The organism is Pseudomonas sp. CHM02 (assembly GCF_000612585.1).
Classification (GTDB): Bacteria; Pseudomonadota; Gammaproteobacteria; order Pseudomonadales; family Pseudomonadaceae; genus Aquipseudomonas.
The window spans coordinates 89,583-113,086 of record NZ_JFCA01000023.1 but is presented as its reverse complement, the minus strand read 5'-3'; the positions used below and the strand labels follow the sequence as shown (position 1 = coordinate 113,086).

The 23,504-nt window shown below is 54.4% G+C and carries 22 protein-coding genes and 2 pseudogenes; 12 read left to right on the top strand and 12 right to left on the bottom strand.

The annotated features are described in order from the left end of the window. The 3 genes from BM70_RS33460 to BM70_RS31895 form a co-directional block, all read left to right on the top strand. A partial coding sequence (locus BM70_RS33460) for a hypothetical protein (protein ID WP_025856812.1) occupies window positions 1-278 on the top strand: 278 nt, incomplete at its 5' end. A gap of 279 nt (window positions 279-557) precedes the next feature. After that, window positions 558-1,205, top strand: a complete 648-nt coding sequence (locus tag BM70_RS31900; protein WP_051556767.1) for a hypothetical protein — start codon at window positions 558-560, stop codon at window positions 1,203-1,205. Window positions 1,206-1,222: 17 nt separating this feature from the next. Continuing rightward, a complete protein-coding gene (locus tag BM70_RS31895) occupies window positions 1,223-1,672 on the top strand; it encodes a hypothetical protein (protein WP_051556766.1) in 450 nt (149 codons plus the stop codon). Between the two features lie 6 nt (window positions 1,673-1,678). On the opposite strand, the gene BM70_RS0115235 is transcribed toward BM70_RS31895, so the two are convergent. Together BM70_RS0115235 and BM70_RS33625 are read right to left on the bottom strand one after the other, a co-directional pair. Beyond that, window positions 1,679-2,587: a hypothetical protein gene (locus BM70_RS0115235; RefSeq protein WP_256220913.1), complete on the bottom strand. Its 909-nt coding sequence runs from the start codon at window positions 2,585-2,587 to the stop codon at window positions 1,679-1,681. A 75-nt stretch (window positions 2,588-2,662) separates the two neighbouring features. Next, window positions 2,663-2,917 (bottom strand): annotated as a pseudogene (locus BM70_RS33625) (FRG domain-containing protein); the annotation flags it as partial. A gap of 302 nt (window positions 2,918-3,219) precedes the next feature. On the opposite strand from BM70_RS33625, the gene BM70_RS0115230 reads away from it, so the two are divergent. Together BM70_RS0115230 and BM70_RS31890 are read left to right on the top strand one after the other, a co-directional pair. Beyond that, on the top strand, window positions 3,220-5,220 hold the full coding sequence (locus BM70_RS0115230) for an AAA family ATPase (RefSeq protein WP_025856810.1): 2,001 nt from the start codon (window positions 3,220-3,222) through the stop codon (window positions 5,218-5,220). A 229-nt stretch (window positions 5,221-5,449) separates the two neighbouring features. After that, on the top strand, window positions 5,450-5,902 hold the full coding sequence (locus BM70_RS31890) for a hypothetical protein (RefSeq protein WP_025856809.1): 453 nt from the start codon (window positions 5,450-5,452) through the stop codon (window positions 5,900-5,902). Window positions 5,903-6,002: 100 nt separating this feature from the next. On the opposite strand, the gene BM70_RS0115220 is transcribed toward BM70_RS31890, so the two are convergent. After that, window positions 6,003-6,953, bottom strand: a complete 951-nt coding sequence (locus BM70_RS0115220; RefSeq protein ID WP_025856808.1) for a tyrosine-type recombinase/integrase — start codon at window positions 6,951-6,953, stop codon at window positions 6,003-6,005. A 196-nt stretch (window positions 6,954-7,149) separates the two neighbouring features. Here BM70_RS0115220 and BM70_RS0115215 point away from each other — a divergent pair, with 196 nt between their 5' ends. Next, complete coding sequence (locus BM70_RS0115215) at window positions 7,150-8,217, top strand: DNA-binding protein (RefSeq protein WP_025856807.1); 1,068 nt, start codon at window positions 7,150-7,152, stop codon at window positions 8,215-8,217. Between the two features lie 291 nt (window positions 8,218-8,508). Then, window positions 8,509-9,201, top strand: a complete 693-nt coding sequence (locus BM70_RS0115210; RefSeq protein WP_025856806.1) for an ImmA/IrrE family metallo-endopeptidase — start codon at window positions 8,509-8,511, stop codon at window positions 9,199-9,201. 52 nt (window positions 9,202-9,253) lie between these two features. Here the strand turns inward: BM70_RS0115210 and BM70_RS0115205 are convergent, their stop codons facing one another. From BM70_RS0115205 to BM70_RS0115190, 3 genes and pseudogenes are all read right to left on the bottom strand, one after another. Continuing rightward, window positions 9,254-10,270: a hypothetical protein gene (locus BM70_RS0115205; protein WP_025856805.1), complete on the bottom strand. Its 1,017-nt coding sequence runs from the start codon at window positions 10,268-10,270 to the stop codon at window positions 9,254-9,256. A 145-nt stretch (window positions 10,271-10,415) separates the two neighbouring features. Continuing rightward, window positions 10,416-11,696, bottom strand: a pseudogene (locus tag BM70_RS33105) (Y-family DNA polymerase). After that, window positions 11,686-12,117: a LexA family transcriptional regulator gene (locus BM70_RS0115190; protein ID WP_025856802.1), complete on the bottom strand. Its 432-nt coding sequence runs from the start codon at window positions 12,115-12,117 to the stop codon at window positions 11,686-11,688. The pseudogene BM70_RS33105 and the gene BM70_RS0115190 overlap by 11 nt, the downstream one beginning before the upstream one ends. Before the next feature lie 236 nt (window positions 12,118-12,353). On the opposite strand from BM70_RS0115190, the gene BM70_RS0115185 reads away from it, so the two are divergent. Then, complete coding sequence (locus tag BM70_RS0115185; protein ID WP_025856801.1) at window positions 12,354-13,016, top strand: HAD family hydrolase; 663 nt, start codon at window positions 12,354-12,356, stop codon at window positions 13,014-13,016. A 339-nt stretch (window positions 13,017-13,355) separates the two neighbouring features. On the opposite strand, the gene BM70_RS0115180 is transcribed toward BM70_RS0115185, so the two are convergent. Further along, window positions 13,356-13,796, bottom strand: a complete 441-nt coding sequence (locus BM70_RS0115180) for a hypothetical protein (protein WP_025856800.1) — start codon at window positions 13,794-13,796, stop codon at window positions 13,356-13,358. Window positions 13,797-14,004: 208 nt separating this feature from the next. After that, window positions 14,005-14,319 (bottom strand): hypothetical protein, encoded by a 315-nt coding sequence (locus tag BM70_RS0115175; protein ID WP_025856799.1) that lies wholly within the window; start codon window positions 14,317-14,319, stop codon window positions 14,005-14,007. A 114-nt stretch (window positions 14,320-14,433) separates the two neighbouring features. Between BM70_RS0115175 and BM70_RS0115170 the strand changes: the two genes are divergently transcribed. Beyond that, window positions 14,434-15,255, top strand: a complete 822-nt coding sequence (locus BM70_RS0115170; RefSeq protein WP_025856798.1) for an NADPH-dependent oxidoreductase — start codon at window positions 14,434-14,436, stop codon at window positions 15,253-15,255. A gap of 159 nt (window positions 15,256-15,414) precedes the next feature. Here the strand turns inward: BM70_RS0115170 and BM70_RS31330 are convergent, their stop codons facing one another. Then, window positions 15,415-17,685 carry a restriction endonuclease gene (locus BM70_RS31330; RefSeq protein WP_256220912.1) on the bottom strand — a complete coding sequence of 757 codons (2,271 nt, stop codon included), beginning with the start codon at window positions 17,683-17,685 and terminating at the stop codon, window positions 15,415-15,417. Window positions 17,686-18,137: 452 nt separating this feature from the next. On the opposite strand from BM70_RS31330, the gene BM70_RS33620 reads away from it, so the two are divergent. Next, window positions 18,138-18,515: a hypothetical protein gene (locus tag BM70_RS33620; RefSeq protein WP_256220911.1), complete on the top strand. Its 378-nt coding sequence runs from the start codon at window positions 18,138-18,140 to the stop codon at window positions 18,513-18,515. 243 nt (window positions 18,516-18,758) lie between these two features. Here the strand turns inward: BM70_RS33620 and BM70_RS0115145 are convergent, their stop codons facing one another. Together BM70_RS0115145 and BM70_RS0115135 are read right to left on the bottom strand one after the other, a co-directional pair. Further along, a complete protein-coding gene (locus tag BM70_RS0115145; protein ID WP_025856797.1) occupies window positions 18,759-19,910 on the bottom strand; it encodes a hypothetical protein in 1,152 nt (383 codons plus the stop codon). Window positions 19,911-21,182: 1,272 nt separating this feature from the next. Beyond that, entirely contained in the window at window positions 21,183-21,371 is a 189-nt protein-coding gene (locus BM70_RS0115135) for a hypothetical protein (RefSeq protein ID WP_025856796.1), read from the bottom strand. A gap of 40 nt (window positions 21,372-21,411) precedes the next feature. Here BM70_RS0115135 and BM70_RS0115130 point away from each other — a divergent pair, with 40 nt between their 5' ends. Then, window positions 21,412-21,930: a GNAT family N-acetyltransferase gene (locus BM70_RS0115130; protein WP_025856795.1), complete on the top strand. Its 519-nt coding sequence runs from the start codon at window positions 21,412-21,414 to the stop codon at window positions 21,928-21,930. Window positions 21,931-22,145: 215 nt separating this feature from the next. Here BM70_RS0115130 and BM70_RS0115125 read toward each other — a convergent pair whose 3' ends face one another. Beyond that, a complete protein-coding gene (locus tag BM70_RS0115125) occupies window positions 22,146-22,895 on the bottom strand; it encodes a glucose 1-dehydrogenase (RefSeq protein ID WP_025856794.1) in 750 nt (249 codons plus the stop codon). A gap of 100 nt (window positions 22,896-22,995) precedes the next feature. On the opposite strand from BM70_RS0115125, the gene BM70_RS0115120 reads away from it, so the two are divergent. Then, window positions 22,996-23,355: a helix-turn-helix domain-containing protein gene (locus BM70_RS0115120; protein WP_025856793.1), complete on the top strand. Its 360-nt coding sequence runs from the start codon at window positions 22,996-22,998 to the stop codon at window positions 23,353-23,355. Window positions 23,356-23,504: the final 149 nt, after the last annotated feature.

The window sequence follows — 23,504 nt, the reverse complement described above, 5'->3', positions numbered from 1 at the left end:
TAGCGGGCCAGATGCCTTTACTAGACGCTTACGTATCCTCGCAAATAGGGAACGATGCATCGGCACCCAGCCGCGGCCAGTGTCTCGGCAACATCATCGTAGGCGTGGGCATCGTAGGGAAACCCATGGAGGAGGACGGCTACGGGGCCGTCGGCTGGGCCGATGTCCAAGTAAGCCACATTCAATACGCCGGCTTGAATATCTTTCATAGAATCGCCCCAGAGGTGACATGCGATGGTGGCGGCACCGCGCTCCTATATACAGGTTTGGCTTCGTAAGTGACCGGCACAGTACACATCATCCCTGATGATCAGGTAGCCCAGTACGGCAGGCCTTTAAGATTTCCATCCACAGTGAATGCTTCCCCGCTCCCAGACGGTGCCACGGACGCGGATTGATGAAAAGTCACCTGCCTAACCATAAGCCTAATCAAAATACATAGCGCGGCTATCGATCAGATGAAAGGCTAGGCTAAGCTGCTGGGCAACCCATGCAGTCTCGAGCTAACGACGATGCCAATCACCGCTTTTTCATCATCCCGTGGAATGGAGCTCGACGTGGAACAGCTTCTGGCGCGCCTGGCTGAAGAGGGTGCTCAGATTGGTCTGGCCCAAGCTTCGCCTATTCCTGAGGAATGGAAATCCCATATCCCGACAGATCTCGAATGCCCATCTTGCTTTCGCCGCGGTGCTGAAGTCGTTCGGGCCGGCAGGTCAAAAGCAGACGGGCAAGTCGTTCGCCAAGCTTATTTTCGATTTGGCAAAAGCGGTGCGACAACAGGGCATCACCCTTTTTGTGACTTCACGGGCAACGTGCCGGTAGGGCATATCCCCGAGAATCTGGTGTTGTTCTCGACTGCCAAGGATGGGGTTTCGCGAGCTGTTCGCGATCTGGTTTGCAAGGGCATAGCGCTCCATATATTCGAGCAGCGGGATATTCGAGCAATGCGGGAGTGGTTTTTTCGGCAGAAGCAGCAGTCCCAATTCGTAGTGACACTGGAGCCCGGACTGCCTGCCTGGTTGGAGTCACTGAGGCGCTACTGCCACTGGACTCCGCGCCGCTCGGCCAGGCATTTTGCCCTTACGGATGATGTCTTTAAAATCCCAGCCTTCGATTTTAAAGCTGCAGCAAGGACGGAGCTCACACTCAGGTATCAAGCTGTCTTGAAGGAAATGTTTGATAAAAAATCTTCCTGCACGGTGTGAGTACCAGGATAGAGAAAATGGCCACTGATTTTCAGGGTAAGTCAGTCTTTGATCCGACGGCTCTTGCTGAGCACTATGGTTTGACACAAGATTTGGCTGAATTTATTTGCGTCAACCACGCACCCCTCGCCAAGCTGGGAAACGATCATGCTCCACTAACAAGTCTGAAGAACATAAAGTATGTTTTGGCATTTGCTGCCTTGCTCTTGTTCATTTCACATTGGGAGCTAAACACTGCCGTAGGGAAATTTGCCCGGATAGTCTCCGCATCAGTTCCGCTTGATGAGACCTTGGGTAATGTTATGGGACTCAACCCGTTTCACGACTTCGAAGCATGGGCAATGCTGAAGACCCTTCAAGAGCTTTCGAATATTAAAGTGCCGGCGATGACCGTAAAGGAGGAACTGGAGGCATGGATCACAGATGCCCGTCGTAGGGCGGGCCGTTATCCTCCAGAATCCCCTTGAGCCGGTCTAGTCGAAAGCTTCCGGCTCATCCAAAAAATCTTCCGCGATATGCAACGCACTGATGTGCTGATCGTGAACGATTGCATTGTCACAAGTGCAGTCAGACGACCTCGCCTCCCGTGCCCAGACTCCGTTCGACTGTTTTCGATATGTCCATCCTCTAATAAAGCCCGCGCCTGTCAGCTCAAGTCCTGGGTGTTCGACTGTCAGCTCACATACCTCAAACAAGCCCGGCCCCCTTGGCATGACACCGACCCCTTTTTGATAAAGCGGCAAATGGCCCAAGCTCGCATGTTTGATCAGAACGGGTGCCTCGAATGCCACTGTACCGTTCTCCTCCACCAGCTTCTCTATACTTGGGAAGCGAAGGGGCCTTGCTTGCTGGATTGAGCCGTAAAGCACCATGTCAGGAATCTCAACGAAAATTCCCCCTTGAGAATCGCCATCTATGGAGTCCTGCGTATCCAGGATCCTGGTACCCCGGTAGAAGGCAATCTGCGCAGGCGCTATTTTTACGAAGCTTGGGTGATACTCAGGTAGTTCCAGAGTTCGCTTGAACGCGGGAAGACCCGGGAGCGACGACGCAGTTTTGATCTCTTCCCACGGCAAGCCCAGCAGTGCCTTCAGCATCGGATCTTCAGCGGGAGACGGGAAGAGGGTGTTCGTATCAGTTAATCCGCGACTGGCGGCATAAACCTGAAGTATTTCGACGGGCACAGTTATCTGCGCCAGATAACAATCTTGGGGTATCGGATTATGCAGGGGGCCTAGCAGCCAAGCTGACTGTGCAACCGTCCTAGGTCTTGAGCCTGCCACTGAAAGTGTTGCCAGATCGACCAAGCCCACCTGCGCTGCGGCTTGCTTGCTCAGGATATAGACATGGCCTTGACCCTTCGCGGGTGCATAGCTGGCCATGCGCTTTCTGAGCCACACAGCGCGTTCATCGCAGTCCTCGCTAACCTCCAAATTCACGGCCTCGGAGTATGAGTGGCTAGCGAACCAGGCCGCTACACCCGGGTTGGATGTACAGTCGACGTAGAACGAGCGCCAACCATAGTGCTGAAGCAAAGCCTGTTGAAAACCAAAATCAGCTCTGTGTTTGACGATGAATGTGTCAAGGACATTCTGGGAGTATCGGCACCATTTGAGCATCTCACTAGGGACGCACCCTTTCCGGTCGAACGATGTGCCAACCGATGGTGCGCCGGGTTCGCCGTAATGGGATGTCTGTCCACGGAACAACACATCCGACCCGAAGCTCGCTATAAGCGCATCAAACTCGCCAATGGTATTTGCTACACATTGCCTCAAGCGGCCTCCATTGCGCGTTTAGCGCTTGGCGTTTATTGCAAGGCTACGCTCTGCTGCACGTTTCCGTCATAGAGCAGGCATGGTGTTCAGCACCTGCTAGGATAGAGCAGCGAAATTGGGAATACTGATGCCCCCCTATCGCTGCATTATGTTGATATCAATATGACACATCCGGGCTTGAGCTTCCGCAGCCCTCAGCTAACCTTCAACGCAAACTGTTGACAGGAAGACGCTAAGTGATTTTGACGAAAGCTGTGGTCGGCCCGTATCGATCCATCAATACCGCTCAATCTGTAGATATTGATCCCAATGTTACTGTCTTGGTGGGCATGAACGAGGCCGGGAAGACCGTCTTTTTGAAAGCTCTCCATAAGGCAAACGATGCGCAAGGGAAGGAATCCTTCAATCCCACCGACGATTACCCCCGTAGGCATTTGACGACGTATCTGCGCTCGCATGAGGACGACCCAATAGCGGCGGTAGAGTTTACATACCGACCTACGAAAGCAGAAATCAACAAAGCTAACCAGACCTTTAGCTGCGATTTGCCAGACGATTTTTCTTTCAAGGTCATTCATAACTACGCCAATAACAAGCTGGTAACCATTTCGGTTGCGGAGGCATCAGCCATAGCAGCATTGCGAAACAAGCCAGGACTTTCCTCTGACGCTGGCAAAGCCCTCTCAGAATCTAAAACGATTCGCGAGGCGCACACAAAGCTTGGTCAGATCGACCTAACCGAAGCGGACAGTGCTTTTGCCGAGGCGTTGAAGAAGCGAATCGATGCATGCCCTTGGCAAGGCTCGATATTGAGCTACGAAATCTGGAGGCACTTCTCTGTTTCTATCCCCAAATTTCTGTACTTCAGCGATTATGACCTCTTGCCAGGCAAGATGAATCTGGCCGATCTGAAGTCTCGCGTCACTGCGTTGAAAAATGACCCGTCCAAAAAAGCCCTAATCGAGCCTAAGCATCTCTCAATCCTCGCGCTGCTGAGAATTGCGGGCGTCGATCTCGATGATTTCGACGGCAAGACAACGTATGAGGAGATGCGCGCTAAAGTCGAAGGGGTCTCAATCAACCTAACTGACAAGGTCTTGGAGTTTTGGAAGCAAAACGAGGATCTGGAGGTTGAGGTCGATATCAGGCCGGACGCTACCGACGTCACTCCTTTTGACAACGGCCCGAATCTGTATTTGAGGATCAAAAATAGACGCCATCGTGGCGTAACCACGCCTTTTGACCAACGGAGCAGGGGGTTCATCTGGTTTTTCAGTTTCCTGGTGTGGTTCGACAGCGTTCGGGATCAACTGACGTCATCGGGTGTTGATGCCTCGAGCAACCTGATTCTTCTATTGGACGAACCTGGGCTAGCCTTGCACGCATTGGCACAAGAAGATTTTCTGAATTACATCGACGAGCTTTCAAAAGCTCATCAAGTGATCTACACAACGCACTCACCGTTTATGGTCAGGTCGGAGCGACTGCATCAGGTACGCATTGTGGAAGACAAGGCTGATGTCGGTACTACCGTTTCAGACAACCTTTCAGGGTCAGACCCGCGCACAATATTCCCCCTCCAAGCGGCCCTAGGATGGAGCGTTGCCCAAAATCTGTTTATCAGCAAAACCAACCTTCTGGTCGAAGGCGTATCAGAGCTTGCCTACCTGCATACGATGTCCTCGATTCTCAGCGCTGGCGGGGAAACCGGATTGGATGGCAACACCACCGTAGTTCCTGTGGGTGGGCTTAGTAACGTAGCAACATTCACATCATTGCTTGGTGCCAACGGGCTCTCGATCGCGCTGCTTTTGGACTACAGCGGCCGACAGGATCAGAAGCTTGAAAGCCTCATCCACCAGAAGCTGATACAGAAGAAATCTGTGTTCAACGTTTCACAATTTCGCGATATGAAAAAGGTTGGCCAGGATACGGTGCCCAGCGATATTGAGGATCTCTTCACCGTGAAACTGTACCTGACCTATTTCAACAAGGCGTTTGCCAAGCAGCTCAATGGCGTCTCCATTACTGAGCAAGACCTCCCTCCAGGAGACCGCATCGTGCAGCGGATCGAGAAGTTCTTGGTATCGAAAGGAATCGAGCTCAGACCCAGCGGTGGATTCAACCACTACACGGTGGCGGCGACTTTCAGTACAAGCCCATCCGTCAAAGTCGATGCCGCTACCAAGGCAAGATTCTCGGCACTGTTCAGTGCTATCAATAGGCAGTTGGAGTAGCTTATACGGTCAGATCTAGACCAACACTCGGCGAATTCAGAAAGGGCGTGCCCGGTTTGTGATGGCACTGCTATGAAAAGCTGGGGTAGGGGGTGGCGCTGGAAAAGTATGTGTCTGGCCCACTCATCAACAGACTATGCCCCCGGTTCTGGGCATTCAGACTAGATCAGCACCAGAGTTCCGGGCAAGCGCGGCCTTCTTGAAGGGGCTTGTGGTGCATGAGGCGAATATGGAAAGCGCACGACTACGACAGCCTTTGGATCCGGAGTACTCCCAAGCACTGGGCGAGGCTGTCTATACGTTCAGCATACTGGAGTGGAACGCCGTCTGGATCTGTGAGCGTATCAGGCCTGGTGCGTTAGCAGCCTTGAACCCAAAGACCGCAGGTACCATTGCAAAGAGCCTCATTACGCTGGCAGGGTCGTTGAGCGACACTGAAGACACAACCAAGTTGCTCAATGCAGCCTTGCGGTTTGATGAGCTAGTGGAACAACGCAATGGCCTCGTGCATGGGAGGCCTGGTATGGATCCTGCTGATGGCTTGTCAAAGCTCTTTAGGGCTAGCGAGCTTTGGACGGTGGAGAAGATCAGAAATGCTGCAGATGAGTTTTCACAATGCGCTATCACGCTCAATGAATACTTTCATGGATTTCTGAGTGACCTGGTGCAGTCTGAGTCGTAGGTAGCAAGCTTGCACGTGCTCGACTGAACGACAACGGCGCAAGTTGTGTCTATTTCTGCAGGGAAGCATGTTCTCAAGCCATTGAGAACATACCTTTTATCTAAGCCCCAGACACAGATACCTGCCTGCTTGAGCGCAACGCAATGCCCCCGAAGGAGACGCTTGCATCGACGTAGCGAAGTGCAGACTTCATATCCTTCCAGCCCACATAGCTCATCAGCCCTTTGATGTCCCATCCATTGGCAGATGCCCAGGTTGCGAAGCCCCGTCGCATTGAGTGGGCGCTGTACAGCTCTTCAGGCAGCCCTGCTTCCTTGAAGACCCGTCGCAACATCGGAATCAGGCTGTGAGGTTGGATGGCCTTGTCCGCAAGATTTCCCCAGCGATCCAGGCGGCGGAAGACAGGGCCCTTCGCGAGACCTGCAACGGTAATCCAGTTGAGATAGGCCTCGACCGGACACAGCATCGTCAGCGCCGGCGTTTGAAAGGTTGTCCCTTCGTGCAGGCGGTCACCCTTGGTGTGCGGCAGGAAGAACGTGATGCCTTCACCGCTATAGGCTTTGGTGTTTTCCACTGTGAGTCTGGCCAACTCATCCCCGCGGAATCCCCGCCAGAATCCGATCAGCACCATTGCCACCGAGCGGCGGTGGCGCAGGAGCGTCTTGTAGTCACCGCGATCGAGCGCGGCGGCGGCTTCGGCTTCCAACCACTTTACGGCTTGTTCGAGATGCGTGAGTAAGAGGGGCGCGGCCTGCTTGACCTGGGCGGGATGCACGACACGGATGCCCTTGATCATCTGGCGCACGTTGGGCGTCTTTGTCGGGTCTGGGAATCCTTGGGTGATGTGCCACTGCGCCAGCGCGGCCAAACGTTGCTTGAGCGTGCTGATCGCATGCTTGTCGGCGTATTCAGCTAGGTAGCGAACGACACCGTCGCCTGTGGTGGGCAGGTAACCGCCCCACGTTACTTCAAAGTGCTCGATCGCAGCCCGGTAGCTTTTGCGGGTGTTCTCCCGAGTGCCTGCCTTGAGGTACCGGTCAGCCTTGTCCATCACGTTTTGCCTTCAAAATCTGGGTGATTCCAGCATTCCACACTTTCAGCGGCAGCTAAATGCCTTTTTGAGGGTCAAGAAGCCATAAGACATTATTATAGCTTTACAGAAACTTCTTTTCACAAGTTTGTAAATTCGCCTATCATGATACGTAATTACGTGACACGTAATACACAACGAAATAGTAGGAGATCTCATGGCTCGCGGCGGCATAAACAAGGCTGTAGTGCAAAAAGCAAGGCAGGCCTTGCTCGCCAAGGGCATGTACCCGAGCATTGACGCCGTGCGCGTTGAGCTTGGAAATACCGGTTCAAAAACCACTATTTCGCGCTATTTGAAGGAGATCGAGTCCTTTGATCCGCGCCCGCCGTCGTCCCGGGAGCGAATGGGAGAAGAGCTTTCAGCGATGGTTGGAAGCCTTCTGGATCGCCTGATGGAGGAGGGGGATGAGTCGATCGAACAGGCTCGATCAGCTTTCGATTTACAGCGCGTGGGGCTTGAGGCGCAGATCTCTGGCCTGCAATCTGAATTGACCGCTGCACGTCGTCAGCTGGACGCTCAGCAAGCAGCTATCGAAGCTCAAACAGCTGACCTTCAAACAACCCAGTCTTCGCTCCAGGCCGAGCTGACGCGCAACGCCGGGATCAGCCAGCGTTGTACTGATCTTGAAGCTTTGGTCGGTGACAGGGATAAACAGATCCAATCCCTCGAGGAGAAGCATGTTCATGCGCGTGGCGCTCTGGAGCATTATCGGGAGTCCGTGAAGGAACAGCGCGATCAAGATCAACGACGCCATGAATCCCAGCTACATGAGTCCCAGGTGGAGCAGCGCAAGCTTCAGGAAACCCTGGTACTGAAACAGGATGACCTGACCCGTTTGAATCGTGACAACGAGCGCTTGTTGGGAGAGTCCCGTCAGCAGGTCAAGACACTCCATGCACATGAAGCCCGCATTCAGGCTTTGACTGGAGAGATTCAAGGTTTGAAGCTGGCCGAAGCGAAATCCGCCGGCATCTCCGAGCAGCTCCAGGAACAGATTGCTGCGCTTAGGCAGGACGCAAAGGCTCTCATTGAGGCCGCAGCCAAAAGTAGCGAGCGCGAAGTTGAGATTAGGCTGTTGCTGACCTCTGCTCAGGCCGAGAATCAGCAACTGCGGCGTGAGCGGGCTATTGAGAGTGAGCTCGCGGAAAGCCATGTAGCAGACGCGCCTGCATCTCCGCTTTCAAAATCAAGCGTTAAATCCCCCAGAGCGCCGAGAAAGTGACCAAGAGCGTATACGCGTCCAATCTCAGAAGCGTGGAAGGCTCAACCTTCATACACGCACACCAGCAATTGGCGGGGATGCTGGCAAACGGCAAATTTCCGCTAGCACTGACGCTTTGTACAAGGCGCACTCGAGCAGATGGGCGACGGCAGGCATCCGCTGAGCCCAGCGAGTATAAAGATGACTAGCTGGTGCGTACGGATTGCTCTCGGCAATAGGGGTCAGAAAATACTTGTAAACACCACATCTAGGGTTATGATTAATTCGTAGCCACTACATGCGGTGATTTGCATGGACATGATGAATATCGAAAAAGAAGCGTCCGAGCTGCTGCGCATGCTGTGGCGCGACCGATACCATCTGTGGGGGGATCGGGAAATTACTCCCCTTCAGGCGCGTGATCCAAAGAAGGCAGCACTAGCCTACGACTTTGAGTATCGTGAGTTTCCCGATCTCGGTGATCCCAAATTCATCCGAGGTGGTTCAGGCCCCAAAATTGCGGGTTTGATCGACCGCCAGGCCAATCGAATCGCCATCTCTCAGGAATTCTCGCCGACGGTCAAGCTCTTCACTGGGGCGCATGAGATCGGGCACCTCGTTCTGCATCAGGGTGAAGTCATGCATAGGGATCGGGCTCTAGACGGCCGCCCTGTGAGCGGGCCGCGCAACCGTGAGGAGCGCGAAGCAGATTTTTTCGCCGCCTGTTTCCTAATGCCGGCGAAGCTAGTTGCTGATCGTTTCAGACGCCAATTCCTGTGCGGTGACCGCCTGCACTTCAACGATACGGTCGCCTACCACCTTGATCCCCACAATATCGAGGGATTGCTCTACGCCTCTGCAGACTCCCTGGAGCGGGAGCTTGCACTAGCCCGATGCCAGCGTTTCAATAATCTGAATGTTGTTTCGCTGGCAGCGCAGTTTGGGGTGTCTGACTCAGCCATGGCGTTACGGCTCAAGGAACTGGGCTTGGTTCGGTGGCCCTAGCTTGCAGCCTCTCTCCCGATTACTCGCGCCCGGGCCGTGAAGGCTTGGGATGTCATAGAGGAAAACGCACTTTCATTGACGCACCAAACGCCGCGAGCTTGTCATAGCAATCGCTTTTGAGTTTGGAGCGATCTGTTTCTGCAACAAATGACGAAGCCCGGCTGTGCCCCAAAAGCACGCTCACGAAGGCAAGGAATACCAACATGATGAACAGCCGGTAAAAGTTGATCGGCTTGTTGAAATCCATGGACAAACCATGCAGTACGCTATGCCGGTTCATATCGATACCCCCCTCGACCTCAGAGGTCTTTTCGTAAAGACGGGTAGTGAAATAATCTTTGAAGTTATCAACCAAGAAAAGCTGTTCGTCAAAGCCCAGCATGTACTCTTTGAGCCGCATGAACCCTGGCACCTCTACACCTGGGTAAGCCTTGGCCACCAGTAAGTCTTCGATTTTCGTCAGCACGTTTGTGAATTGATCCTTGCTGGTGATCCCTTCGAATCTGCTGTCGATCTTCGCGCCGATCTCTCGCAATATGCCTTCGGAGGCTAGGATAAGTCCGGAAACCGCAACGGACACATAGCCGAACAGATACGCTCGGATGCATTCGTCAATGTGCTGCATGTAGGGCCTGAATGAATCGATCTCGCTGAATAGCGACTCGAAGTATCTGCCCATGTCGCTGGGCGTGTAGATGCTGGCCAGGCAGAAATCTACGGTTAAGCCGCTGGGGTTTGTCTCGTTCGCCCTGATCGCGTCGCAAATCAGCATCATGTGGCGTGGCATCAGCAGCGGGGGAACAATTAGATCCTTGCTTGCCAGCAGAGGCGCGAACGGAAATGGCCCATTGGAAGAGGGAGGCGTCTTGCTCTGCGGTATGAAACAGGTGACACCCTCCCTGATAAACCTATAGCCCAAAATCGAGCTGAAATGATTCAGGGTGTGGGGCGCGGCTCCACAGTTCTCACCGTAATGTGATTCTAAAATGCTCACGACAGCCGCGGGGCCTTTGAGAAAAGCCCCTGTGTGTTCGCACTGGTAGAAAACAGCCTCAATGGATTTTTGCATGCGCCCCCCGTTTAATACGTCTATGGGTATTCTTATCACGGTGAGGATGCGACTGACATCGCCCGCCAAGAGTAACGTCGTTGGTTGACCAACCTTAGGAACCGCCGGCTCTCCGCTGATCTCAGTGGTACCGACGGCAGACTGGTTAAGTAGCCTGAAACCGCATGAGCTGGTCGATACTGGTCGTATAGCTCTTGCTCATCGTCTCGCGCTTCATCGCCCACGCTGCGTCGATCGGCATCCGCCCAGAGTGCAGAGCATTTTTGCCAAACTTCACGTTGATACGATCCAAAACGCGCATCAGCTCATCCGACCTGGCCGGCTGTGGAGGGGTAAACAGGTCACCTGTAAACTCGCCACGCTTACGCAGATCCATCAGCAAAATCTCTGCCTTGCTGTATCGATACCCATCACGCCAGATGACTTCCAAACCCTCCATCGCAGCCCGGGTCAGCAGCAAGACATCGTCAGTCGGGTAGGGTGGATAGCACATCACGGAGTTTGCATACTTCGGCCCGTCACCGAATGGCGATGTGAGTACAGCGACCCGGAACACCGCAGTCAGGGACTGCTGCTTGCGAAGCTTCTGGGTCGCCCGGTGCATGTAGCTGGCCACCGCTTCTCGCATGGCCTCAAGGGTCGTCACACGCTCACCAAACATTCGGGATGTGCAGATGGCCTGTCGGTCAGGCTCTGCCTCCTGAAGCTCAATACATGGCTCGCCCGTAAGTTCGCGAACCGTGCGCTCGAGCACGACGCCATACCGCTGGCGAATCGTCTTAGGATCGGTATTCGCGAGCTGCCAGGCTGTAGTAACTCCGTCAGCCTCGAGCCTCACCGAGATTCGCCGACCAACGCCCCAGACCTCCTGTGTTGGCATCCGTTTGAGGAGCCATTCGACCGCATGGTCTGCGCGCAAGTCGACCCCGCCGCCGGTGCGTTCTTTGTACAGTTTGCTCGCATGTTACGCCGCCTTGGCCAAGGTCTTTGTATGACCGATCCCAATGCCTACCGGGATGCCCGTCCAGTTCCGGACACGCGCCTGGATCTGCCGCGCAAAGCCCCCAAGCGGCTCCGCAATGCCAGTGAGATCCGCAAAGCTTTCATCGATTGAATAGACCTCGACACGCGGGGCCAAGGATTCGATGGTGCGTTGCACGCGTGAAGAGATATCACCGTAGAGCTCATAGTTGCTGGAGAAGGCGACCACACCTTTTGCTTTCAAAGCATCCCGGATCTTGAAGAACGGATCGCCCATTTTGATTCCGGGGGCCTTGGCTTCGGGTGTCCTGGCAATAACGCAGCCGTCATTGTTGCTGAGTACCACGACCGGGACTTGCCGAAGCTCGGGACGGAACAGCCGCTCACACGAGCAGTAGAAGCTGTTGCAGTCCACCAGTGGATAGGTGGGGCGCTTAGGGGACATGGAGGGTCAAGCTCCAGGTCACCACTCCAAAGACTTCGATCTCCTCTAGGCCCCGGATCGGGGGGTACTTGGGATTGTCGGAGCTCAGCATCCAGCCACCATTAAGCTGTCGATCCAGACGTTTGACCACCGGTTGATTGTCGATGTAAGCGACGACCACATTCCCAACCTGAGGCGTCCATGCTCTGTCGATGACGAGCTTGGTACCATTCAAGATTCCTGCCGGCGACATGCTGTCACCCTCTGTTTCACCCAGCCAGACGTGCGGGGCTCTGAGGTCTACCAGGTCGTCCAGGGAGATCGGGGCTTCGTAGTGATCGGCCGCAGGGCTAGGAAAGCCGCCCGAGGCGCGACCTGATAGAACCTGGAGGAGGGTGGGCAGCTCGGATTCAGTGATTTGGCGTAGGGAAATTAGGTTCATAGGAGCATTTCTTGTGATACTGGATAGATATACAGTGAACGGTAAAATTGGCACCGGCCACATCCGAACGACGGCAGGACTTCTCGATTTTTCAGGAGTGCGTGTTTGGGGACGGGGGCGTTTTGCCTGATGTATATGCCGACCGCCGTCTCGCTCTGGACAAATTCGACCGGGGTGATACGGTCGCAAACGCGCCGTATCCTCCGTGTCGCACGGACTAGCCGAACAGGTAGCCTATGATTTCAGCAGTTGTCTTCGACGCCTTTGGCACCGTGCTCAACCTCCAAACCAAGCTTCATCCGTTCAGACAACTGCTCAAGGAAGGGATGGAAGCTGGCCGCCGGGCGAGCCCTGGTGATGTGCGGGTGCTCATGAGCAACCCGTGGTCGCTAGAAGAGGCTGCGGATCAATTAGATATTTGGGTATCGCCCACTCGCCTGCAAGAGCTGGAGGACGATCTAGCTCGCGAAATCGCATCGATCAGGCCATTCGCCGATGGCGTCGAGGCTGTGGCGCTGCTGCGCGGAGAGGGCGTGCGGGTGGGCATATGTTCTAACCTTTGCCAGCCTTATGGGGCTGCGGTGCTGCAGGCGTTTCCTGATCTCGATGGCTACGCCTTTAGCTATCAGGTCGGTGCGATGAAGCCGGACGCTGTGATCTACCAGTCCATCTGCAATGCATTGCAGGTGTCGCCTGGACACCTATTCGGCGATCAGCATGACCAGATCGCGATGGTGGGCGATTCGCTGAAGTGCGATCAAGATGGGCCCAGGGCAGTTGGGATGCTGGGGTTTCATCTGGATAGGTCGGGCAGGGGAGCCGTGCGGGATTTGGTTCACTTTGCGCAACTGGTTATTGAGTCAAGACGCAGTCACCGTAAGGGCGGGTTTGGGGACTGAGGGACTGAGGGACTCAACAGACGGCGCAATGAAAGGGCTGATACCAAACCAGCTGGAGAATGAGTGAGGCGCTGCTTCGTGATATTCGCAACGCCTGCGAGGACTTCGAGGTGGTCACATTTCAAGAGCTGCCAGGCAAGCTTCGTATACCGGCTCAGCACCTGGCACCGGTGGATCCGGCCGGCACCCCTGATGTGTCTCACGGGTTTCTAGTCACGGCCACTCGACGGGGCCACATCCCACCCACTGATCTCGGTCGACCTGATCGTGAAACCCAGGAAATTAGGGTGCCTGAACTCAACCGTGAGTGCTGGAGGCAAGAGTGACTACCCAAGCAAGTTATCTAGCCCTCTGAGCATTCAGAGGATCCGCGATCCAGCATGCCGAATCAGCTTCGAATCCATGCGCGCAGAAGTCAAGATTAGGCCAATAGTTCTGGTACACCTCATAGTCGAGTGCGACGGCGTCTGCGCGGTTCTCAGCGTTTATAACGTGCCATGCGCGGTACATCCTGCTCTTCCAGTCAGCTTCATTCACCAACAGAAGCGCGGTGTCCCATGACCAACCGTCTTTCATCAGGGTGGTCACGAAGTATTCTGCTGCGGCATTTGCACAGCCAGCGTCGAGCGCAATCATCCTGTCTAGGATCGAATAAGAGATACCCATCGCCTGGAAAATGGATACCCCTTGGCTGTCCTGCTTGTCACAGGACTGTGGAATATTCGGGGTTTCGTCCAACTGTGGGTCGATGACGAAGGTTTTAATGGTCGGAGAGTTCACGGGCGCTGCCTTTATTATTGTTGTTTTATTTCATGATGCTTGTGGAGATAACGTTGCCGCAACACATGAAATGATATCTGCCCGCGAAACCTTGACCTGAAATAACAAAGCAAGCGGAGCGCGCAGGGACGCTCATGGGCCCGAAGGGCCAACACGTCGACAAAGTCGGGGCATCCGACAGCGATCCCTGTTCTCGTCGGGCGGCCAGCTAAAGCTTGCTGACCAACTGTTCAAGCTGAGCATGCTCCCAGGTGCTAAGAAGCTCTAAAGGGTCAGTACCAAATTGCTGCGATGAGTCGAAAGTGTACGCACGACCGTCTGGGCAATAGCAGCTATCGCAGTAATCCAGCGTCTCGCAATCATTGTAGAGCGTGATGACCCAGCCATCAGCTTCAACGGTCATCATGCCGCTGTACATTTCAGTCCATGACTTCTCACCCAAGCGGCGCATGGTGCGAACGCCTAAGGCGATGTCGCGGAGCACTTGGTAGGCCTCGCGGGCGGTAAGCGATTTTGCTGACAATCGAAACGTGCCTTTGTGGGACTGTGTGGGCCCCATGGTATATGAAACTTTGCGCCGGAAGCGTGTCGCACTGCCGGCGATTTGGTAGCCTCGGGCTCTATTTGGAGATCTCGAATGACAGTCACCGCCCAATCAAAACTGGCTGCCCGCTATGGTGCCGCGGACATCTCACCCCTCAAGCGCTGGAACGAGACGATCGATCAGTTGCTCGACCATCGCAGCGTTCGTGCTTTCACTGATCAGCCACTGCCTGACGGCACCATAGAGACCCTGGTCGCCGCGGCACAATCAGCGTCGACCTCGTCAAACCTGCAGGTCTGGAGCGTCGTCGCCGTTCAGGCCAGCGATCGGAAAGCGCGCCTCTCGGCACTGGCAGGAAACCAGGCCTACATCCGGCAGGCGCCTCTGTTCTTTGTATGGCTTGCCGACCTGTCTAGGGTCACCCGCGTTGCTGAGCTGCAGGGTATAGAGCTCGAAGCAGTGCCCTACTTGGAGAGCTTGTTGCTTGGCACGATCGACGCGGCCTTGGCCGCCCAGAACGCCGTGATCGCTCTGGAATCTCTGGGACTTGGCAGCGTGTACATCGGCGCCATACGAAACGACATTGAAGGCGTGGCCAAGGAGCTTGGTCTGCCTCCACAGGTCTATCCGGTTTTCGGTCTCTGCGTAGGTTATCCATCTACCGAGCGACCGGCGCAGGTAAAACCACGGCTGCCCCAAGGCGCGGTGCTTCACCACGAGACCTACTCGGCAGCGGCAGATGTGGAAGCGGTAGCTGAATACGATGAGCGCCTGGGGGCGTTTTACCAGCGTGAGGGAATGAAGGCTTCCGGGTGGTCTGAGCAGGTGGTCAATCGGCTTCGCAGTGTTTCAAACCTGCATGGGCGGGAAGAGCTTGTCGAGGAGCTGAAACGGATGGGGTTTGGGCTGCGCTGATCGGCCTAGCGTCGAGCTTTCGGACGTGCATGGCTCGCTGTTGAGACTGAGGTTGCTGCAGGAGCTTGAGAGTGCAGGGGGGGTAGCGCCCCTGCAGCCTATTCGCCGGCGGAGCCAGATGAGTGAGCAGCAAGCGGGAACCACGACTAGCTGGAGCGCTTACCGATCCCTAGAAAAAAGGTCATCAATACTCATCGTCTCAAGCAAACGTGGCTCAGCCGCACGCGAGGTATAGTGTGAATTTGAGTCGTCAAAATAGTTTCTCATCCGATCCCGCACATCGAACGCATCCACGATCTCATCGACCATGGCGCGGCTAGGCGCGATTTGCCAGCTCGCGAACTTATCCTCGATCATAGCCCCCAGCTTTTTACACGCTGCGTCGTAGTCATCGCCGTTTGTGAATACGTCCCCCTCCGGCAACATATCGTCCAGCCCATCGCAGATGTAGCTATAAGCGAGATCTGAGAATGGTTCACTGGCCTCAAAGACGTTGTCTATCTCGAGCTTCGCCACGAGCTCACCGAGAGCAGGTAACTCATCATCTCCTACGCCCACGCTGAGGACTTTTAGGGTGAATATCTCCAGATCATCGAGAGGGATGAGGTCTGCTTCAAAAGCTCTTTTAACCAACGTTAGGCAATTGAAGTATTTTGGGCAGATAGGGCCTTCAAGTATTACTTGGGTGACATTTCTTATCCGTAAAAGATTCACCGCTTTCCGGTTGTGCGATCGCTGAGCTGCTAGAGAAGGGTGGGCTGAGACTGTTAGCAGATAGAGTTTCGCTAGATATTCAGGATCAGCGCCCTGAAAGTTCGATTTCTCTTCATGTTCCAGGAGCGAGAGAAGCAGTTCGCCCTTTGTTTTGCGGGCGATCAATTCGTTGTCTGACATGTCAACCAGCACATCTAGGGCGTTAACGTTGCGGAGGCTCTGGAACACACCTTTAAGTGAATCTGGTGACGGCGAGTAACGATGCAGTAAGAAATCTCCTAAGGATGGGTTGAACAATTTGTAATAGACGAAATCACCTACCACCACCCGTGTGATCAGTGAATTCGACAGGTGTCGGATGGCGTGGTGGAAGTCACGCTTGCCCGAAAAATTAGCATGTCCCGCCATGAGCAAGCCGCTGGCATACGCTTTAGCCAAATCATGCTCGAGGATATTTTGCCCGTTGAAGGCCACCAATAGCACAAGGAATCGGCCGAAGTCATCCAACTGAGCATCAAAAGGATGCGCCCAAATTTTTGCGGGGTTATCTAGGAGCTCTTGAATGTAGGCCCAGTATCCTGCCACTGGCACATCATCCAGTCGCTGAATGTCCGTAATAAATTGAATCAACCGAGGATTGAAGTTCCGGTGAGTGATTATCTTACGGTAGCGCTTTCCATTGTAAAACTCGTCGATGTGTTCCGGGGAAAGCCCTGAATGCCATATGTGATTGTAGAGAATCTGCGCCTTATCCAAGCCTGAAAGCGACTCAAGTCTGATCTCCATCTCGTTTCGGTGAACGTTGTTATGTTCAAAGACGTCATTAAGGATCCGGCCTTGATTCAGAATCGTCGAACGGGACGTTAGAACGAATCCCTTGGTGGCTTTATCTCGGCCTACGCGCCTCATGAAATTGACGATCTGGCTGCCCTCATGCCCTGACAAGGCTTCGAGATAGTTCCGCCCCAGGAAGTCGTCGAAATAGAAGAGCTGGCGCTCATCGGGGGAGTACGCTTGCTCAGCCTCTTGAATGTGCTCACTGATGCATACGAGCTCAAAGCCATCGCTGGCGTGAAGAAGGATGAGTTGCTCAGCCAAAGTCGTTTTCCCAATGCCCGCTTGGCCGGTGATGATCACCGTACCGAGCTTGTTGAGCCTGTCCACTGCCGAGTCCAAATTAGTGGTGTGGACGAAGATTTTGGACTTCTCAACAATGTCACGCATCATGGCCTCGCTTCGGCCGTTGATTGCATGATTGAAAATGCTAACGAGTACGGCAGAGCTGCTTATCCAGAGCTTGAAGTGTCGGCGCTCAACATGGGTATGGGTGGCAAGCAGATCGTTCAGATCCTCGCGGCCATAGACCTCAATAGGACAAGACGCCTGGCTATCCAAAGAGTCGGCCAGTTCCTGTTTATTCAACCTCGTAAGCGAATGCGAGACGACTAGAATGTAGCGCTCGGGGTTGAGCGCAATGACCTTTGGCGCCTCAGAGTTGCGTAGGTGGGTGACTAGTTGAGGCAAAGGTGTGCCCGGGCGATGCTTGGCCTGCAAGATCCATTCAGTGCCACTTCGCGTGAAATATCTGCCATCGACGCCACCGTCGCGACCAGGCTTGAACCGTTCAAACCGGACGCCGTTGTCGGCGCCTATCAGATCAGTACACAGTACCTCGAACTCTTTGTCGTTCAGACGCGAAAAGTCGTAGTCGTTCACTCGGGCACCTACTCCATGACAGGTGGTTAAGATAGCATTCTGCAGTCCCGTTGAACCGGGTGCTTAGCCCACATCTGGTGGGGCACGAGGCGGACATGCAGACGACCATACTACGGGGGATGGCGCTAATCAGAGCTCCTCTGCGGTTAGGTGCTTGGACTGATGGAGAAAACTTGATGGTATTTTCGATTGGCTGTTCCGCATGCATAAGCCCAGCGACCATAAGCCCGCTAAGGCCCACGCAGATAAGAGCTTTGAGATTGCGGGCGGATTTCTTTCTTCACCCTCGAATGATTACCACGGGCTGTGCAAGCACGCGCGGAGAAAATCATGGGCGGTGTCCTGGAATGACGCTACGCCCGATGGTCGACGCGGCGGACATCGAGAGGAGGGCGAGAGTAGGTACATCCTGGTCGACCTCATCAACAACGCCATCGTGATTTGATGCCCGTATGCCCCGTCCGAACAACGGCGCAGTCGCGGACAACGGCAGCTTCTGCCTGGAAGACTGGCACTTCGGGAGCACACTGTCCGGCACATTTCACGTCTTCACTTCTCAGGGGCTACCGATAATTACCAAGGTGCTGACCGCAAATATTCTGCAGAGTGGGATTTCTCGCAATGGCCACCTGGCGTACTGCCTCACCGCAAACAGCCCTACTGAGGATGGGCGTAAGCTCGCTCTGTATGACCTCAAAGAAGGCGTGGAGCTTTTCGCCGTGAAGCCGCAGCGTGCCTTTGAGCATATTGGGTTTGATGAGAAGTCGATGCAGTTGGTGGTCAAGGTCTCAGGAGGAGGCGAGTACCGCTACGGGGCTGACGGGCTCTGATGGATGAGGACGCCGCAGATGCAGCTTCGCTAAGCTCAAGCAACTACGCGGACGTCATCCTGACTGCCGAAGCCATGCTCATGTATGGAAGTGGTGTTGTTGTACTTCAGAAGGTAGTGGCGGCTCTGATCAGAATTCGCGCGCTGGGGGCTGACGATATTCCGCTGGAGTATGCTTCGGTGGTGGCGTGGTCACCACACACTACTTACCAGGCACAAACGCAGATGTGCAGGAGTTTACTGATCATCCCTGAGCGTTCGCCCTGGCGGACCTGCGTATCGAGGAGAGCGTGAGAGTGGCAATCTTTGAAGCGCTAGGGAGAAGATTGGCGTTTTCGCTCTCTAGAATGATCTCAACCATGGCCACACGGTATTGTTCCAGCCAATTCATGATTCGGTCATGGCTAAAGCCTCGATGAGCTTTGCGTCTGGTCAATATATCGGTATCCGGTAGCGGGGCTCTGGGTTTGATTTTCAGGTGACGCAGGTACCGTTCCAGGTGATGGGTAAACTCGCCTTCCAGCGTTCGAATCAGTGCGTTCTTCTTGCCCGATCGTTCGACAAATACCCAAGACCCATCTCCCCGCCGTTGAAACTGACTCAGGTATCCAACGTTATCTCGCTCCCGGGTCAAAGAGCGAAAAGGGATGTTCGTGAATCTCGCATTGGCCAGAGAGATCAACATCACCTCTCGCTCGTCATCGTCCTTCGCAAGCTTGGCGACTTGGTCGAAGACCCAGTCCATCTCCTGGTCTTTCAGGTTTTCCGACGCATCAAGACGATTCGGTTGTACATACTGCAGCGCCAGAACGTCGGCTAATGGCGGGATATCAACGGTGATCGGTGCTGTGTAGCTGCTACGATTGCGTGGAGGGTGCAATTCTATATAGTTGAGAAATTCCCTCAGTATCTGGTAGCCACGGACAATGGTTCTGTAGACCGGCGTATCCGTTGGCGCGCTCCCAGTTCGAACAAAAGGGCGCCAGCTCGAATGGAGTTTCCAGTGGGCCGGCACGGTTGTGTTGTCCGTGATAAACCGAGGATATCGTTTCGGTGCAATCCAATTTGCCGGGGGGTCGACTAGAAAGTCGACATACACCTTAAGGTCGCCATCGTTCCAATCGAAAACTGATTTTCTCCCCAGGTTAAAGCTCCAATTCAGCAGCTTGTCCAGGCTTGGGGTGTACTGAGCATAGTTCGCGGCCCCGAAATCGATTTGTTCGAGCATCTTCGATTGCAAGAACATCGAAGCGTATCTGCAGCACTCAAATGCCTCGCATGCGCTTTCCAGCGCTTCAAGCCTGGTGCGCACATTCACGTTGGAAGGGAAGGCCGCCCCCTCAGCCAAGTACTGCTCGTACCGCGGGAAAATGGGAAACGGAGAAGGTGGCTGCATGCACGCTCCATCGGGTCGGAAATCAAGCGTTGAGATTCACCAAGCTTCGACTGAATCCAAAATCTCAATTTAGTGCATATGCCGCAATTGGATCACCTTGATCGAGCGCTGGCGCAAGCCTGTGGGGATGCCGGAAGCCATAGCAGGCCCACACCAGTTTGATCCACGAACCTCCACAGCCACGCCCATCCCTCAGGTGCATCATCCAATGTTTGTTGCCGGATAGCCAGGGGCTAGCTCAAGGTTATGAACGTCATGCAGCCCGAGGATTTCGCAGCCAAGGGCAAAACGCTAGGGGGCCAAGTGAGTGATCAGGACTGCATTCGACAGACCTCTGGCGCAAAGCTTAGCCTATTACCGCCTTTTTACTGATCATCTTCATCGAAGCCTGCCAAATCCAGCACTGACAGCTCGCATTGACCCGCTGTCATCGGATGGAGAAAAGGCGAAGTTCGCTATGCGCTGGCTGAAACTCCGCTGACTTACACTCATGTACGACTCGAGGCTGATATTGATTGTGTGGGCGCAGATGTCCACTCACGAGGCCCGACCTCAAGGGTCTTCCCAGTGTTCATGGCGTCGCGGCTCCGATTTGTGAAAACGGGGACTCAGCTCCGCGCGGGGGGCCTTCAGCTCAGGGGCGATGAGCTGAAAGCAGGCGCGACGTTTGAGTTATTTGCCGAATTGGCTGCTGGGCGTTTGTACGCGCTGTTTGCCATCGGATCTAGAATCAGGAGGCGGTGAGTATTGGGCAGATACCAAGACCCCATGGGCCTTCAGAGCCATCAGTCTTAAAGGCCTTGATGAATGCATGGATACCGAAGGTGTCTGGGCCGTAGGCAGCAACAAGAGCCGCAGGCGTTCGATCTGGTTGCAACAAGCGTTGACGCGAAAGGTGCTTTGATTGACTACACTTGAGTGACTGTCGGCGTGGGATTCGAGCAGTCAGGTGTCCCTCTAGAAAAGCTCGTTTGGCCGGCCTGGAGGCTTACGGGGCGAAGCCTCTACAATTTTTAAGTCTGAGAAATGGAGAGCTACCTGTGAGAGATCATCTGAGGATAGGGTTGCAAGCCAATGATTTATTACACAACGTTTTTTAGGTCTGAATCTCCAGTTTTTAGGTACCACTGACACTACGTGAACATATCTGATATAACATACGATTTAACATAATATACATTATGCGTAACGCCATATGCAGGACTGGAGGTTCTGCCAGGCTGCTTTTCACGAGGTAATCAGCGCTCAGGTGTTGCTACTAGCAACACCCGCTCAGGACGACTTATGGGCTTGGCCATCCGCATCTGCCTCGATGGGAATGTTGGCACGTGCGACAACCGCCATCGCTTTTGCAATGAACGCCGCATCACCCGTGTCGTGAGCGTCGGCCAGAAAGACAGCTGCGGTCTCTGAATCCACCAGCGTGTCTGCCGGGTCATCATCGTAAATTGGCTCTGTCATCTGTTAGCCTTTTCCAAATCCATTCACCAAAATACAACACATGCCTGCGATTATCCGCCTTGCGGTACCGGAAGATGCACAACTCTTGCCCGCCATTGAAATTTCCGCTGCTCAAGAATTTCGCCTGATTGATGAGTTGAGTTGGCTCGCTGAATCGCCTCCGATGTCCATCGAACGTCATAGCCAACTCATCGCACTATCGACATGCTGGGTTGCACTTGATGCCGGAAATCGGCCGCAGGGATTTCTCTGCGCTGAGCGCCATGGCAATGATCTTCACATCCATGAGCTATCAGTGATGCAATCGATGCAAGGTCAAGGTATCGGGCGGCGTCTGGTTGAGGCTGCAAAGGATTATGCCCGCTCAAGCAGGCTTGGTTTCGTAACGCTTACGACATTCAAAACCGTGCCATGGAATGCACCGTTTTACGCCCGCTTAGGCTTTGAGACTAAAGTCGCCACAGCGCTGGATCAGCGGCTGGCAGCGATATTGAGCGAGGAATACGCGCACGGATTCGCCCCGGAAAGTCGGTGCGCCATGGTGTGGTCAGTGACTTGAATACACAACTTTCAGCCCGCTGGGTTGACAGGAAAGAAAGGTGGGAAGGATGAACTGCTCTCCTTCTTTAATAACCATTAAATATAACTGAACTAAATGACTATTTAGTTGAGTTATATTTAGGGCGAGTCGTTTTTGCATAAACCCGGTTGTAACCAACAACCGGGTAATCCTGGTGGCCCGTCAGATTTCAACAGGCAAAACCCCTGTCGGGCTCAAACCTGCGCAAAGCCCCCGTCGACAAACATTTCACTGCCGGTCATGAAGCTGCTTTCATCCGATGCCAGGAACAATGCTGCGGCGGCGACTTCTTCAGGCTTGCCGATGCGCCCTAATGGAACCTGCGCGGTCATGTCGTCGATGATTGCATCCCTTTGCCCTGTGCTTGAAAGCGCCAGGTCCAGGCCTGGTGTCGAGATCGGGCCGGGTGAAAGTACGTTGACGCGAATGCCGCTGCCTTTCAGGTCCAGTGCCCAGCTCCTGGCGAAATTACGCAGTGCGGCCTTGGTGGCACTGTAGACGCTGAATGCCGGCGTGCCCATGGTGCCGGTGGTTGAACCGGTCAGGATCACCGAGCTGCCGGCGTGCATCAGCGGCAACGCGTTTTGCACGGTGAACAGCGTGCCTTTGACGTTGATGCCGAATGTACGGTCGAACGATTCCTCGGTGATCGATCCGATTGGCTGGAACTCCCCCAGGCCCGCGTTGGCGAACAACACGTCCACTCGGCCTTTATCGGCTTTGACTTGAGTGAAAATGCGCGCCAGGTCGTCCAGGTTTGAGATGTCGCCCTGGATGGCGATGGCGTCATGGCCGATCAGTTGAAGCGCGTTGTCCAGTTCTTCCTGCCGACGCCCTACGATCACCACCTGTGCGCCTTCAGCCGCGAAGCGAATGGCGGTTGCCAGGCCGATGCCGCTGTTGCCGCCGGTAACCACTGCAATTTTTCCGTTGAGCCTGCTCATGATGAACTCCGAAGAAGGTTGAGGCCCAACTGTAGAACTACGCTATTATTTTGAATAGTATGCACCTTTTAGTAAGTACCCCATTGGAGCCCGCATTTTCATGGCCAATAACTCGTTCAACTGTGGTCTGGAAGCTGCCTTGTCGGTGATTGGCGGCAAATGGAAGCCCCTGGTTCTGTTCAATCTGGCACGCAATGTCCATCGATATGGCGAATTAAAGCGCGCAATTGGCGGCGTGACCGACAAGGTGCTGATCCAGCAACTCAAGGAGTTGGAACGCGACGAAATCATTGCGCGGGTGGACTTCCAGGAAATACCGCCCAAGGTCGAGTACTCGCTGACCCCCTTCGGTCAGTCCCTGGCCACCGCGATGGGCGCGCTGTGCCAGTGGGGTACGGAACATATGCAGACGGTCGAGCGCATCGCCGAACGACGTGCGTCTGCCCTCTCCCGCGCCTGACCCCCTGCCCTGATGGCCCACTCAACCAGATCACTGTCTGGTTGAGTCAAATCAATCAGTTAACGTCGAAGTCGTTCGCCCGCTTGCCTGCCCGGCGTGGACACCCGTGCGTCTTTGCGGATCTGTGTGGATCCCTTAAGCTGACCGCC

Excerpts from the sequence above, each read along its gene's own strand:
- BM70_RS0115205 (WP_025856805.1), bottom strand. The coding sequence starts at position 10,270 with ATGCAAAAATCCATTGAGGCTGTTTTCTACCAGTGCGAACACACAGGG.
- BM70_RS0115185 (WP_025856801.1), top strand. The coding sequence starts at position 12,354 with ATGATTTCAGCAGTTGTCTTCGACGCCTTTGGCACCGTGCTCAACCTC.
- BM70_RS0115220 (WP_025856808.1), bottom strand. The coding sequence starts at position 6,953 with ATGGACAAGGCTGACCGGTACCTCAAGGCAGGCACTCGGGAGAACACC.
- BM70_RS33620 (WP_256220911.1), top strand. The coding sequence starts at position 18,138 with ATGCCCCGTCCGAACAACGGCGCAGTCGCGGACAACGGCAGCTTCTGC.
- BM70_RS0115135 (WP_025856796.1), bottom strand. The coding sequence starts at position 21,371 with ATGACAGAGCCAATTTACGATGATGACCCGGCAGACACGCTGGTGGAT.
- BM70_RS0115170 (WP_025856798.1), top strand. The coding sequence starts at position 14,434 with ATGACAGTCACCGCCCAATCAAAACTGGCTGCCCGCTATGGTGCCGCG.
- BM70_RS0115120 (WP_025856793.1), top strand. The coding sequence starts at position 22,996 with ATGGCCAATAACTCGTTCAACTGTGGTCTGGAAGCTGCCTTGTCGGTG.
- BM70_RS0115215 (WP_025856807.1), top strand. The coding sequence starts at position 7,150 with ATGGCTCGCGGCGGCATAAACAAGGCTGTAGTGCAAAAAGCAAGGCAG.
- BM70_RS0115130 (WP_025856795.1), top strand. The coding sequence starts at position 21,412 with ATGCCTGCGATTATCCGCCTTGCGGTACCGGAAGATGCACAACTCTTG.
- BM70_RS31890 (WP_025856809.1), top strand. The coding sequence starts at position 5,450 with ATGGAAAGCGCACGACTACGACAGCCTTTGGATCCGGAGTACTCCCAA.
- BM70_RS0115235 (WP_256220913.1), bottom strand. The coding sequence starts at position 2,587 with ATGGCCAGCTATGCACCCGCGAAGGGTCAAGGCCATGTCTATATCCTG.
- BM70_RS31895 (WP_051556766.1), top strand. The coding sequence starts at position 1,223 with ATGGCCACTGATTTTCAGGGTAAGTCAGTCTTTGATCCGACGGCTCTT.
- BM70_RS0115210 (WP_025856806.1), top strand. The coding sequence starts at position 8,509 with ATGGACATGATGAATATCGAAAAAGAAGCGTCCGAGCTGCTGCGCATG.
- BM70_RS0115190 (WP_025856802.1), bottom strand. The coding sequence starts at position 12,117 with ATGAACCTAATTTCCCTACGCCAAATCACTGAATCCGAGCTGCCCACC.
- BM70_RS0115145 (WP_025856797.1), bottom strand. The coding sequence starts at position 19,910 with ATGCAGCCACCTTCTCCGTTTCCCATTTTCCCGCGGTACGAGCAGTAC.
- BM70_RS0115125 (WP_025856794.1), bottom strand. The coding sequence starts at position 22,895 with ATGAGCAGGCTCAACGGAAAAATTGCAGTGGTTACCGGCGGCAACAGC.